Here is a 12,764-nt window from a genome sequence, read left to right as displayed (position 1 = left end):
AGAAGGAGAGCCGTCTGCCCTCGGGAGGCGGCAGGCAGGACAGGACGGGCAGGTCGACGACGTGTCCTCCGCCGCGGAGGTCCCGCAGTCGGATGGCCCGTGTCCGGGCCGGCCGAGGTGTCAGCCCCGGGCGGTGTCAGCCCAGCGCGAGGTTGCGCAGCACCAGCCCGGTGGCCGGCTTCGGCCCGAAGGAGGTGGACTTGCGCGGCATGGTGACGCCCTGCTCGGCCAGCCGTCGCACCACGGACTCCCGGACCGGGTGCAGCAGGACGGCGGTGCCGCCGGTGCGCGCGGCCTCCTGTTCGGCGGCCACGGCGGTGTGCAGGTAGCCGATGTCGTCCGGGCCGTCGGGGACGTGCCAGGTGCGGTCCAGCAGGGTGGCGTGCAGGACGGTGGCGTCCAGGTGGCGCCACTCCTCGGGCCGGCCGTGCGGCACGGTGGCGTCGAGCAGGGACTCCTCGGGCTCGCCGAGCAGCCAGTAGACGCCGTCGCCGCCGGTCAGGACGAAGCCGTTGCCGCCGTGCCGCTTCTGCTCGGCGAGGGCCTGGAGCGCGGCGGACAGCGGCCCGGGGACCTCCTTGACCTTCCACTGGTCGCCGAGCCGCTCCAGCGCCTCGGCCACCGGCAGCCGGTACAGCACGCGATGGATGGCCCGGACCCGCAGCGGGTAGCGGGCGGTGTCCACCAGGAGCACCATGCCGCGGTCCCAGGGGCTGCGCGGCAGGTGGCGGTGCTCGCGCTGGAGGCGGAGGTACATCTCCCAGCGGTGGTGGCCGTCGGCGATCAGCGCCCGGCAGGTGGCCAGGTCGCGGCTGATCTCGGCGATCTCGGCCGGGGCGGTGACCGCCCACAGGCGGTGGTGGGTGCCGTCGCTGGTGGCGGTGGAGAGCAGCGGCTCGCGTTCGACCGTCCGCTCGATCACGCCGGAGGCGCCGCCGCCGCCCCGGTAGGTGAGCAGCAGCGGTTCCAGGTTGGCCCGGGTGGTGCGCATCAGGCCGACCCGGTCGGCGACCGGCCGGGGCATCACGTCCTCGTGCGGGAGCACCACGCCGCCCTCGCGGCCGCTCACCGCGAGGGCGCCGATCAGGCCGCGCTGGAGCAGCTCGGGGGAGTCGGCGGTGGCCGGGAGCCGCTGCTCGTAGACGTAGATCGCGGGCTCGGGGTCGGCGGCCAGGACGCCCTCGCGCTGCCAGGCGGCCAGCAGCCGGGCGGCGTGCCGGTAGCGGGTGTCGCGGTCGGGGCGGTCGCCGGCGTCCTCGGGCTCGGGCCTGGGCAGGATCAGCCGGACCACGTTGTGCGGGTCGGCGGTCTCCAGGTCGAGCCGGCGGCCCGGGTCCACGACGTCGTACGGCGGGGACGTCACGGCGGCCAGGGTGCCGACCCGGTCGGGGACGTAGCGCAGGCCGCGGAAGGGGGACAGGGACAGGCCGGCGGTGGCGACGTGCCCGGGATCGCCGGGGCCGCCCTCGGGAGTCTCGACTCCGTCTTCTGCACTGGGTGTGCTCATTCTGGGCATCGTAACCGGGTACGCGTTGTTGAGAGATCGGAATACCCGTGCCGATCTGTGGGGCGGGTGTGCGACCGAGGGCGAGGTACGGCATGGACGACGGGCAGGAACGGGTGGACGGCGGCGGCCCGGCCGAGTCGGGCGGGCCGGTCGGTGCCACCCGCGGGGACGCTCCGGCCGACGGCGTGCCGGGCCGCGTGCCGGGCGACGGTTCGACGGCCGGTGCGGTGCCGGTCGGTTCGGAGGCGGGTCCGGAGACCGGTGTGGAGTCCGGCGCGGTGCCGGTCGGCGGGGTGCCGCGGCAGAGCCGCTCCGGGGAGCCCACCGGGGACGTCTACGACTGGTTCCGCCGGGGCGCCCAGCTGCTGGCGCAGGGGCATCCGGCGGCCGCCGAGCAGCTGCTCGCCCGGGCGGTGGCGGCCGAGCCGCACTCGCGCAGCATCCGGGAGGCGCTGGCGCGGGCCCAGTTCGACGCGGGCTCGTACGCGGCGGCGCTGGCGAACTTCCGTGCCGTGGCGCTCGCCGATCCGGCGGACGACTACGCTCAGTTCGGATGGGGCGTCTCGGCGGCCCGGCTGGGCGACTTCGAGACCTCCGCCGAGCACCTGGCGCTGGCCGTGGCGATGCGGCCGGAGTCCGACCACTACCGGCAGGCGTTGCGGCAGACCAGGGCGACCCTGGCGGCCCGCGCCGGGGCGTACGGCCCGCTGCTGCCGGGAGCCCCCGGGTACGTGGAGCCCCCGGCGGGCGCCGAGGGCCCGGCCGGCGGAACGGCGGGCACCGCCGGTGCCGACGGCGGCGCCTGACCGGTGGGCGCCGCGACCCGGCCGGACGCGGTACGAGGCGCCGGGCCGGAGGCCGTACCGGACGCCCTGACACCCTGACGCACGAGGACGTGCGACACGGACGACGCAGTGAACGACGACGCAGTGAATGAGGTAGCGCAGCCATGACCGAGACGGCCACCCCCGTGCGACGGACCGCCCCCGGAGGCAGCGAGCGGCCGCTGACCGACGCGTACGACACCGCGCTGCTCGACCTGGACGGCGTGGTCTACGCCGGCGCGCACGCGATCGAGCACGCGGTGGACGCCCTGGACGCGGCCCGGACGGCCGGGATGCGGCTCGCGTACGTGACCAACAACGCCTCCCGCCCGCCGCGGGTGGTCGCCGAGCACCTGACCGAGCTGGGCGTCCCGGCCGAGCCGGCCGACGTGATCAACTCGGCCCAGGCCGCCGCCCGGCTGGTCGCCGAGAAGGTGCCGGCCGGCTCGAAGGTGCTGGTCGTGGGCGGTCTCGGGCTGGAGGAGGCGCTGGCCGAGCTGGGGCTGGTCGCGGTCCGCTCGCTGGCCGACGGGCCGCTCGCGGTGGTCCAGGGCTTCGACCCCTCGGTGGGGTGGACGGACCTCGCGGAGGCCGCGTACGCGGTGCAGAGCGGCCTGCCCTGGGTGGCGTCCAACCTGGACCTGACGGTGCCGAGGGCCCGCGGCATCGCGCCCGGCAACGGCACCCTGGTGGCGGCCGTGCGGGCGGCGACCGGGGTGGAGCCGGAGGTGGCGGGCAAGCCGCTGCCGCCGATGCACCGGGAGACCGTGCTGCGCACCGGCGCGGAGCGGCCGCTGGTGGTCGGGGACCGGCTGGACACCGACATCGAGGGCGCGTTCAACGGCGGGGTGGACAGCCTGCTGGTGTTCACCGGCGTGACCACCCCGGAGCTGCTGCTGGCGGCCCCGGTCGAGCACCGGCCGACCTACCTGGCGGCGGACCTGCGCGGACTGCTCGTCCCGCACCCGGCGGTGACTCCGGTGGACGGCGGCTTCGGGTGCGGCGGCTGGGTCGCGGGCGTCGAGGCCGGGGTGCTGCGGCTGTCCGGGGCCGGGGACCGCTGGGACGGCCTGCGGGCGCTGTGCGCGGCCGCGTGGACGGTGCTGGACGCGGGCGGCGCGCCGGTGGACGGCCGGAAGGCGCTGGCCGACCTGGGGTTCTGAGGACGGTCCGGCGGTCGGCGGGTACGGCGGCCGGGGTCAGAGCAGGGTGCGCAGCCGCAGCAGGTCGCGGAAGCCCGCCTCCAGCCTGACCCGGCCGCTCGCCCACGCGGAGGCGAAGTTGAGCCGCCCGCCGACCAGCGCGACCAGGTCGTCGCTGCTCATGGTGAGCCGGATCTCCGCCTTCCCGGCCGGGGCGCCGGGGGCCACCACCACGTCCTGGATCCGGCCGTCGCGCAGCCGCCCGGTGAAGGTCAGGTCGAGGTCGGTGATCCGGCAGCTGAGCGAGCGGTCGAGGGCCGCGGCCTTGCGGACGTCGCCGGTGGACTTCGTCATGTTCCGGCTGAGCTGCTCCAGCGCCTCCCGGCACTCCTCGGCGTTCGCCACGGGCCGGCTCCCTCCCCCGGTCGCTACGGTGCTGACTGCGGGCCACGGTACCTCAGGCGGGTTTTGGCGGTAGCGTCGTCGGTGGGGTGCCCGGAACGGCGCCCGGGTACTGAGGGCGACGGAGCGACGCCCAGAGGCGATTGGGAGGCACCCGGATGCTGCCGAGGACGGTTCGGGGAGTGGTGGAGACCGCCGCCGGCGTGGTCGAGGAGGTCGGCAAGCTGGTCGTCGGGACGGCGAGCTCGATCCTGGAGAAGGCCGGGGTCGACGTCGCCGGGGTCGAGCGCCGGCTGGGCGGCCAGTTCCCGCCGTCGGTGGAGACCCTGCAGACCCTCGCCGGGGAGGCGGTCACCGCCGGGCGGGCCGGGGTGGACCTGGCCGTCGGCGTGGCGCGCAACGAGGCGGAGAAGGTCTTCGAGAAGGTCGGCGACCAGGTGACCAAGGTCGGCGTGGTGCTGGCGTACCTGGAGACCAAGCTGCGCGAGGTCGAGGAGGAGGCCCCGGCGGCCGCGGCCGGGCCGGGGGCGTACGGGGCCGAGGAGCCGGTGCCGGCGCCGCGGGCCGGCGACCTCTTCGGGCGCGGGTGGGAGGCCGAGGAGGAGCGGTCGGCCGCCCGGACGGTGGGTGAGCCGATAGTCGCCGAGCGGGTGGAGGTGGACGAGCCGGTCGAGGTCGACCCGCCGGTCCCGCCCGTTCCGCGGGTGTCCCCGGTCGCCCCGGTCCGGCGGGAGGAGCCCGCGGCGGAGGAGAGCTCCGCCGGGAAGGGCTCCGCCGGGAAGGCCGCCGCCGAGAAGAGCACGGCGAAGAAGGCCACCCCGGCGAAGAAGACGTCGGCGAAGAAGACGTCGGCCAAGAAGACGTCGGCCAAGACGACGCAGGCAGGGAAGGCCGCCGCGAAGCGGACGACGACCGTCAAGAAGTCCGCCACCCCCCGGCAGGCCGAGGCCGGAACCGAGCCCGGGACGCCCGCGAAGCGTGCGGCGACCAGGAAGACCACCGTCCGCAAGGCCACCAGCACGAAGAAGCCCGGCGACCCGAAGAAGCCCGACGACGCGAAGAAGTCCGATGCCCGAGACGAGTGAACCGCCCCGGTCCGTCCGGCACGCCGGGCCGCCGGCACCGCTCGACGCGGTGCTCCCCGCCGAGCCGCTCGGCGTCGAGCTGCTCCCCACCGGCCACCCCGGGGTGGACGCCGGACTGGCCCGGCTGGAGGCCCTGGACGGGGTCCCCGCCGAGGCACACGTCGCGGTGTACGAAGATGTTCACCAGCGGCTCGTCGACACACTGGCCGCGCTCGACCAGGAATGACCCGCAGGATCCGTAGGAGCTGAAACACCAGTGGCAGTGGCACGACGTCGACTCGACGCGGAATTGGTCCGCCGCAAGCTGGCCCGATCGCGTGAGCACGCGTCCGAGCTGATCGCCGCCGGCCGGGTGACGGTCGGCGGCGCCACCGCGACCAAGCCGGCCACCCAGGTGGAGACCTCGGCGGCGGTCGTGGTGGCGAAGGACGAGAACGACCCCGACTACGTCTCGCGCGGCGGCCACAAGCTCGCCGGCGCGTTCGCGGCCTTCGTGCCGCAGGGCCTGGTCGTCGAGGGCCGCCGGGCGCTGGACGCGGGCGCGTCCACCGGCGGGTTCACCGACGTGCTGCTGCGGGCCGGGGCCGCGCACGTGCTGGCGGTGGACGTCGGCTACGGGCAGCTCGCCTGGTCGCTGCAGAGCGACGAGCGGGTCACCGTGATGGACCGCACCAATGTGCGCGAGCTGACGCCGGAGCTGATCGGCGGCACCCGGGTCGACCTGGTGGTGGGCGACCTGTCGTTCATCTCGCTCGGCCTGGTGCTCCCGGCCCTCGCCTCCTGCGCGGCCGAGGACGCGGACCTGGTGCTGATGGTCAAGCCCCAGTTCGAGATCGGCAAGGAGCGCCTGGGCAGCGGCGGGGTGGTGCGCAGCCCGCAGCTGCGCGCCGAGATGGTGCGCCAGGTCGCGGGGCAGGCGTGGGAGCTCGGGCTGGGCGTGCGCGCGGTCACCGCGAGCCCCCTGCCGGGGCCGTCCGGCAACGTCGAGTACTTCCTCTGGCTGCGCCGTGACGCTCCGCGGCTGGACCCCGCGGACGCGGACCGGGCCGTGGCGGAGGGGCCCCGGTAGGGTGCCTTGCGAGCGTCCGGCCCGTCATGTCGTATGGCGCGGCCGCCCCGGGACCAAGGGCGACCCGGCAGGCGTTAGGGAGAGGGCAGCGGCATGAGCGATGAAGAACGTACGGTCTTCCTGATCGCGCACACCGGCCGGGAGACGGCGCTGCGCAGCGTCGAGGCCCTGGTGCACGGGCTGCTGAAGGTGGGGCTCCGGATCAGACTGCTGGAAGCCGAGGCGGTGGACCTGGACCTGCCGGAGGGCGTCGAGAAGGTCACCGAGGGCCCCGGGGCGGCGGACGGCTGCGAGCTGATCCTGGTGGCCGGCGGGGACGGGACGCTGCTGCGCGGGGCGGAGCTGGCGCGCTCCCACGGGCTGCCGATGCTCGGGATCAACCTGGGCCGGGTGGGCTTCCTCGCCGAGGCCGAGCGGGACGACCTGGCCGTGGTCGTCGAGCGGGTGGTCGACGCCGACTACGAGGTCGAGGAGCGGATGACGATCGACGTCATCGTCCGCACCAACGGCGACGTGGTGCACGAGGACTGGGCGCTGAACGAGGCCTCGATCGAGAAGGCGTCCCGGGAGCGGATGCTGGAGGTGGTGACCGAGGTGGACGGCCGCCCGGTCTCCAACTTCGGCTGCGACGGCGTGGTGTGCGCGACGCCGACCGGGTCCACCGCGTACGCGTTCTCCGGCGGCGGGCCGGTGGTGTGGCCGGAGGTGGAGGCGCTGCTGATGGTGCCGATCTCCGCGCACGCGCTGTTCGCCCGCCCGCTGGTGACCTCGCCGGAGTCGGTGCTGGCGGTCGAGGTGCAGCCCAAGACCCCGCACGGGGTGCTCTGGTGCGACGGGCGGCGTTCGGTCGAACTGCCCGCCGGGGCGCGGGTGGAGGTCCGCCGGGGCCGGACGCCGGTGCGGCTGGCCAGACTGCACCGGGCGCCGTTCACCGACCGGCTGGTGGCCAAGTTCGCGCTGCCGGTGACGGGTTGGCGCGGCCGGGCCGACCACCAGTAGCCGCGGCGGGCCGCGGCACGGCCGACCGCGGCCCGTACGGACGCGGTTCGTCCGACTGCGGAACGGCCGGCCGCGGCCCGCGCGAACGCGCCAAAGTTCCCGCGCGCCAAGGGACTTGCCCCGCCGGGCGGCCGTCAGACCGCCAGCGGCTGGGACTCGTCCGCCGGTTCGAGGCGTCCGCCGGCCGCCGCCTGGGCGGCCAGGTCGGCGAGGCGTTCGACGGCGGCGGGGACGGTCGCGGCGGGCACGGTGACCGGGAGGCGGATGTGGTGCTCGAAGGCGCCGTCCGAACCGAAGCGGTTGCCGGAGGCGATCCGCACCCCGCTGCGCTCCCCGGCCCGGGCCAGCGCCGCGCCGGACAGGCCGTCCGTGGAGACCCACAGTGAGAGCCCGCCCGACGGCATGGTGAAGCTCCACCCGGGCAGCCGTTCGGGCAGGGCGGCGGCGAAGGCCCGCGCGGTGGCCCGCAGCCGGGTCAGCTGGTGCTCCCGCACGTCGGGCAGCGGATCGCCCAGCAGCTCGGCGGCGATCAGCTGGTCCAGCACCGGGGTGCCGACGTCGCTGTAGACCCGCTCGGTGGCCAGCCGGCGTACCAGCGCGGGCGCGGCCCGGACCCAGCCGATCCGCAGGCCGCCCCAGAGCAGCTTGCCCGCCGAGCCGACGGTGACCACCTGGGCGGCGCGGTCCAGGGCCGCCGTCGGGCGCGGCAGAGGTGTGGACGGCGGTACGCCCCAGCCGAGTTCGGCGGTGGTCTCGTCGGCCAGCACGATGCTCCCGGCGGCCCTGGCGGCGGCCAGCAGTTCGCGGCGCTGCTCCTCGTCGATCAGCGCGCCGGTTGGGTTGTGGAAGTCCGGGATCACGTACGCGACCCGGGGGCCGGCCCCGCGCAGCACCCGCCGCCACTCGTCGAGGTCCCAGGTGGGCCGCGGCGTCCAGGCGTACGGCACCGGGACCAGGCGCGCGCCGGCCAGCCGCAGCGCCTGGAGGGTGTGGGCGTAGCTGGGCGCCTCGACGGCGACCCGGTCGCCGCGGCCGACCAGCGCCCGCTGGAGCAGGTGCAGGCCGCCCATCGCGCCGGTGGTGATCAGGATCTGGTCGGGGGTGGTGGGCAGTCCGCGCTCGGTGAAGCGGCGGGCGACGGCCTCGCGCAGCACCGGGACGCCGGTGGGGTAGTGCCCGTGCCCGGCGGCGTAGTACGGCAGCTGTTCGACGGCCCGGGCGGCGGCCTGGCCGACCCAGGGCTGGGGGGCGGGCGGGGCGGCGACGCCGAGGTCGAGGATGCGGCCCTGCTCGTCCGGCGGGACGGGGTGCAGGGCCTCGCCGGGCGGCGGGGCGCCCTCGGGCAGGGCGGTCCAGCTGCCCGCGCCGCGCCGGCTGCGCAGGTAGCCGTCGCCGCGCAGGGTCTCGTACGCGGTGGCGACGGTGGTGCGGCTCATCGCCAGTGCGGTGGCCAGCTCGCGTTCGGCGGGCAGCCGGGCGCCGACCGGCAGCCGGCCCTCGGTGACCAGCAGCCGGATCTGTCCGGCCAGGGTGCGGTAGGCGGGGCGGCGGGCGGCGGCCGGCTCGGGGAGCCGGGCGGTGGTGAGCAGCCGCGCGAGTGCGGGCGGGGTGACGGTGGTGTGCCAGTCGACCATGGCTGAAAAGTCCACTTGCTCGGGATTGGCCCTGGAGCGGGCAGCTTTGGACTGGCCATCATGGCAGGGCGGCCATGCCGGCCGCCACCACCGGGCGCCCCGGTGGTGCAGCACCACCGCAGGAGCAGGCCTTGGCCACCACGACCACACCAGGATCAGCCACCCCCACCAGACCCGGACCGGCCGCCGGGCGGACGCTCGCCGTCCGGGTGTTCGGCGACACCCACGCCCTCGGCCGCCGGATACCGCAGCTGTTCGTCGGCCTCGCCCTGTACGGCGTGAGCATGGCGCTGATGCTCCGCGCCGGCCTCGGCCTCGACCCCTGGGACGTCCTGCACCAGGGCCTGCAGCGCACCATCGGCCTCTCGGTCGGCACCTGGGTGACGATCTGCGGCGCCCTCGTCCTGCTGCTGTGGATCCCGCTGCGCCAGCGCCCGGGCCTGGGCACCGTCGCCAACGTGCTGGTGATCGGCGCGGCCATGGACCTCACCCTGCGGGTCGTCGACGGCCCCGGCGCCCTGCCCGCCAGGATCGCGCTGACGGCCGCGGCGATCGCCCTCAACGGCCTGGCCAGCGGCCTCTACATCGGCGCCCGGCTCGGCCCCGGCCCGCGCGACGGCCTGATGACCGGCCTGCACCGGCGCACCGGCCGCTCGCTGCGGCTGATCCGCACCGGCATCGAGGTGACGGTCCTCACCGCCGGGCTGCTGCTCGGCGGCACCGCCGGGGCCGGCACCGTCGCGTACGCGCTGGCCATCGGCCCGCTGGTGCAGCTCCTGCTGCCCTGGTGCACCGTCCCGGTGCCCGCCGAGGACGCCCGGAAGGGATGAACTTCCGGGCACGGAGTTGCCGCGCGCCGTTGTCGCTCGTCGCGCGCCGGGGGCGGAACCTCGTAAGGTCGTCTCCGTGTTGGACGAGATGCGGATACGGGATCTTGGGGTCATCGACGACGCGGTGGTCGAACTCGCCCCCGGCTTCACCGCCGTGACCGGTGAGACCGGCGCCGGGAAGACCATGGTCGTGACCAGCCTCGGCCTGCTGCTGGGGGGACGCGCCGACCCGGGCCTGGTGCGCAACGGCACCGGACGCGCCGTCGTGGAGGGCCGCCTGGAGCTGCCCCCCGGCTCCCCGGCGGCGGTCCGCGCGCTCGAGGCCGGGGCCGAACTGGACGACGGCGCGCTGCTGATCAGCCGGACCGTCTCCGCCGAGGGCCGCTCCCGGGCGCACGTCGGCGGCCGGTCCGTCCCGGTCGGGCTGCTCGCCGAACTCGGCGAGGACCTGATCGCCGTGCACGGCCAGACCGACCAGCAGCGCCTGCTGCGCCCGGCCCGCCAGCGCGGCGCGCTGGACCGGTACGCGGGCGCCTCGGTGGCCGGGCCGCTGGCCCGCTACCGGGAGACCTACCGCGTCCTGCGCGAGGTCTCCGCGACCCTGGAGGAGCTGACCACCCGGGCCCGCGAGCGCGCCCAGGAGGCAGACCTGCTGCGCTTCGGCCTGGACGAGATCGCCGCCGCCGAGCCGGTGGCCGGCGAGGACGCCGAGCTGGCCGCCGAGGCCGAGCGGCTCGGCCACGCCGACGCGCTGTCCTCCGCCGCGACCCTCGCCCACGCCGCCCTGGCCGGCGACCCGGTCGACCCGGAGGCGCTGGACGCGGGCACCCTGCTCGCCCAGTCCCGCCGGGCCCTGGACGCGGTGCGCCACCACGACGAGCGGCTGGCCGCCCTGGCCGACCGCCTCAACGAGGTCGGCTACCTGCTCGCCGACGTGGCCGGCGACCTGGCCGGCTACGCGGACGACCTGGACGCCGACCCGGTGCGCCTGGCCGCCGTCGAGGACCGCCGGGCCGTCCTGGCCCAGCTGCTGCGCAAGTACGGCGGTGAGGAGAACGCGCTCGCCGAGGTGATCGCCTGGGCCGAGGCCAGTGCGGTGCGGCTCGCCGAGCTCGACGGCGACGACGACCGGATCGACGAGCTCGGCGCCCGGGAGAGCGAGCTGCGGGCCGAGCTGGCCGAGCTGGCCGCCGAGGTGTCGCAGGCCCGGTACGCCGCGGCCGGGCGGTTCGCCGACGCGGTCTCCGCCGAACTCGCCGAACTGGCCATGCCGCACGCCCGGGTGACCTTCGCGATCGGCCAGGTCGACGACCTGGCCGGGATCGAGGTCGGCGGGCGCACCGTCGCGTACGGGCCGCACGGCGTGGACGAGGTGGAGGTGCTGCTCGCCCCGCACCCCGGCGCCCAGCCGCGCCCGATCGCCAAGGGCGCCTCCGGCGGTGAGCTGTCGCGCGTGATGCTCGCCGTCGAGGTGGTCTTCGCGGGCGCCGACCCCGTCCCCACCTACCTGTTCGACGAGGTGGACGCGGGCGTCGGCGGCAAGGCCGCGGTCGAGATCGGCCGCCGGCTGGCCAAGCTCGCCGAGTCCGCCCAGGTCGTGGTCGTCACCCACCTCCCGCAGGTCGCCGCGTTCGCCGACCGGCACCTGGTGGTGGAGAAGACCAACGACGGCACCGTGACCCGCAGCGGTGTCAAGGTGCTGAACGACGAGGAGCGGGTGCGCGAACTCTCCCGGATGCTGGCCGGCCTGGAGGACTCGGAACTGGGCCGCGCCCACGCCGAGGAACTGCTGGCCGCGGCCCGGGCCCCGCGCCGCCGCTAGCCGGGGCCGGCGGCCCCCCGGACGTCGGCGACGCGCCCCCGTGGCGCCGACTGTCCAAGAGGGCCGCCGACCTGGCATCGTGGCGGCTGGACACTGGCTTCCCAGCCCCGAGCGCCGCCGGGCGGGCAATCCTCGCGAAGCGGCGCGCGAACCTGATCGAGTCGGATGCGAGACGACGTGGACCATTCCGCCGCCCGGGCCACCGCGGCCGTCCCCGAACCGGGGCAGCTGCACGTGGTACTCGTCCTGGCCGCCAGCACCGGCGGCATCGGTGCGCACGTGCGCTCCCTGGCCCAGGGCCTGGTCGCACACGGGGTGAACGTCACGGTCTGCGCGCCGGCCGGCACGGACGCGCTGTTCGGCTTCTCCCGTACGGGCGCCAGGTTCCACACCGTCGACATCACCCCCACCGCGGGAGCCCGCAGCGACGCCACCGCGATCGGCGAGCTGCGCCGGGCCTTCACCGGCGCCGACGTGGTGCACGCCCACGGGCTGCGCGCCGGGCTGCTGTCCGACCTGGCGCTGCGCACCGCGGGCCGCTTCCCGGGCCTGCGGCCCGAGACCCCGCTGGTGGTCACCTCGCACCACGCGCTGCTGGCCACCGGCATGGAGCGCCGGCTGCAGCGGCTGATGGAGCGCCGGGTGGCGCGCGCCGCCGACCTGGTCCTCGGCGCCTCCTCCGACCTGGTGGCCCGGGCCCGCGAACTGGGCGCCACCGACGCCCGGCTGGGCCCGGTCGCGGCGCCGCCGATGCCCGAGGGCCTGCTCGGCCGCGCCGAGGCGCGCGCCGCGCTGCTCGGCGACGGCCCGGACCGTCCGCTGGTGCTGGCGGTCGGCCGGCTCGTCCCGCAGAAGGCCTTCGGCCTGCTGCTGGACGCCACCCGGGAGCTGTCCGCGCTGGACCCGGAGCCGCTCGTGCTGCTCGCCGGGGACGGCCCGGAGGCGGGCGCGCTGCGCGAGCGGGCGGCCGCGGAGAAGCTGCCGGTGCGGCTGCTCGGCTACCGGACGGACGTGCCCGACCTGCTGGCCGCTGCCGACGTGGTGGTGGTCCCCAGCCGCTGGGAGGCCCGCTCGCTGGTGGTGCAGGAGGCGATGCGGGCCGGATCGCCGGTGGTCGCCACCGCCGTCGGCGGCATCCCCGAACTGGTCGGGGACGCCGCCGAGCTGGTGCCCCCCGGCGATCCGGCGGCGCTCGGCCGCGCGGTGCGCGCCCTGCTGGTCGACCCGGCCCGCCGCGAGCGGCAGGTGGCGGCCGGCCGGCAGCAGGCCGACACCTGGCCGGACGAGGCCGCCACCGTCGCCCAGGTGCTCAGCACCTACGACGAGCTGGTGCAGCGCGGCTAGGGCCTGTCTTCAAACTCCCGTCGTCCGCCCGCAGGGCGGGCGGGGCGGCGTTGGGGTGCGTGCATCGCAAGGCGGAGGAGGGAGCCACTGCGGAGCATTGGCGACC

The 12,764-nt window shown here is 76.4% G+C and carries 12 protein-coding genes; 9 read left to right on the top strand and 3 right to left on the bottom strand.

Features of this window, described 5'->3' with window-relative positions:
* Positions 1-136: 136 nt before the first annotated feature.
* Positions 137-1,507, bottom strand: coding sequence for a DUF1015 family protein (locus tag ACWDCZ_RS35805; RefSeq protein WP_082345921.1), 1,371 nt, complete (start codon positions 1,505-1,507; stop codon positions 137-139).
* Positions 1,508-1,599: 92 nt separating this feature from the next.
* Between ACWDCZ_RS35805 and ACWDCZ_RS35800 the strand changes: the two genes are divergently transcribed.
* Positions 1,600-2,313, top strand: a complete 714-nt coding sequence (locus ACWDCZ_RS35800) for a tetratricopeptide repeat protein (protein ID WP_107418875.1) — start codon at positions 1,600-1,602, stop codon at positions 2,311-2,313.
* A 143-nt stretch (positions 2,314-2,456) separates the two neighbouring features.
* The gene (locus tag ACWDCZ_RS35795) at positions 2,457-3,494 is read left to right on the top strand and encodes an HAD-IIA family hydrolase (RefSeq protein ID WP_049654729.1); all 1,038 of its coding nucleotides are present in this window, start codon (positions 2,457-2,459) and stop codon (positions 3,492-3,494) included.
* A gap of 36 nt (positions 3,495-3,530) precedes the next feature.
* Here ACWDCZ_RS35795 and ACWDCZ_RS35790 read toward each other — a convergent pair whose 3' ends face one another.
* Positions 3,531-3,878 carry an SCP2 sterol-binding domain-containing protein gene (locus tag ACWDCZ_RS35790; RefSeq protein ID WP_049654726.1) on the bottom strand — a complete coding sequence of 116 codons (348 nt, stop codon included), beginning with the start codon at positions 3,876-3,878 and terminating at the stop codon, positions 3,531-3,533.
* A 179-nt stretch (positions 3,879-4,057) separates the two neighbouring features.
* On the opposite strand from ACWDCZ_RS35790, the gene ACWDCZ_RS35785 reads away from it, so the two are divergent.
* From ACWDCZ_RS35785 to ACWDCZ_RS35770, 4 genes are all read left to right on the top strand, one after another.
* Entirely contained in the window at positions 4,058-4,960 is a 903-nt protein-coding gene (locus ACWDCZ_RS35785; RefSeq protein WP_449818052.1) for a hypothetical protein, read from the top strand.
* A complete protein-coding gene (locus ACWDCZ_RS35780) occupies positions 4,944-5,186 on the top strand; it encodes a hypothetical protein (RefSeq protein WP_074004682.1) in 243 nt (80 codons plus the stop codon). The genes ACWDCZ_RS35785 and ACWDCZ_RS35780 overlap by 17 nt, the downstream gene beginning before the upstream one ends.
* 36 nt (positions 5,187-5,222) lie before the next feature.
* On the top strand, positions 5,223-6,029 hold the full coding sequence (locus ACWDCZ_RS35775; RefSeq protein ID WP_074004683.1) for a TlyA family RNA methyltransferase: 807 nt from the start codon (positions 5,223-5,225) through the stop codon (positions 6,027-6,029).
* Positions 6,030-6,122: 93 nt separating this feature from the next.
* Positions 6,123-7,028 carry an NAD kinase gene (locus ACWDCZ_RS35770; protein WP_049654720.1) on the top strand — a complete coding sequence of 302 codons (906 nt, stop codon included), beginning with the start codon at positions 6,123-6,125 and terminating at the stop codon, positions 7,026-7,028.
* Between the two features lie 134 nt (positions 7,029-7,162).
* Here the strand turns inward: ACWDCZ_RS35770 and yczR are convergent, their stop codons facing one another.
* Entirely contained in the window at positions 7,163-8,662 is a 1,500-nt protein-coding gene (yczR, locus tag ACWDCZ_RS35765; protein WP_241853068.1) for a MocR-like transcription factor YczR, read from the bottom strand.
* Positions 8,663-8,793: 131 nt separating this feature from the next.
* Between yczR and yczE the strand changes: the two genes are divergently transcribed.
* From yczE to ACWDCZ_RS35750, 3 genes are all read left to right on the top strand, one after another.
* The gene (gene yczE, locus ACWDCZ_RS35760; RefSeq protein WP_074004685.1) at positions 8,794-9,492 is read left to right on the top strand and encodes a membrane protein YczE; all 699 of its coding nucleotides are present in this window, start codon (positions 8,794-8,796) and stop codon (positions 9,490-9,492) included.
* A gap of 88 nt (positions 9,493-9,580) precedes the next feature.
* Entirely contained in the window at positions 9,581-11,314 is a 1,734-nt protein-coding gene (gene recN, locus ACWDCZ_RS35755) for a DNA repair protein RecN (protein WP_181970842.1), read from the top strand.
* A gap of 165 nt (positions 11,315-11,479) precedes the next feature.
* Positions 11,480-12,658: a glycosyltransferase family 4 protein gene (locus ACWDCZ_RS35750; RefSeq protein ID WP_449818051.1), complete on the top strand. Its 1,179-nt coding sequence runs from the start codon at positions 11,480-11,482 to the stop codon at positions 12,656-12,658.
* The last annotated feature ends 106 nt before the right edge of the window (positions 12,659-12,764 follow it).

It is taken from the genome of Kitasatospora sp. NPDC001225, from assembly GCF_053597855.1.
This window is presented reverse-complemented; position numbering and strand designations above follow the sequence as displayed.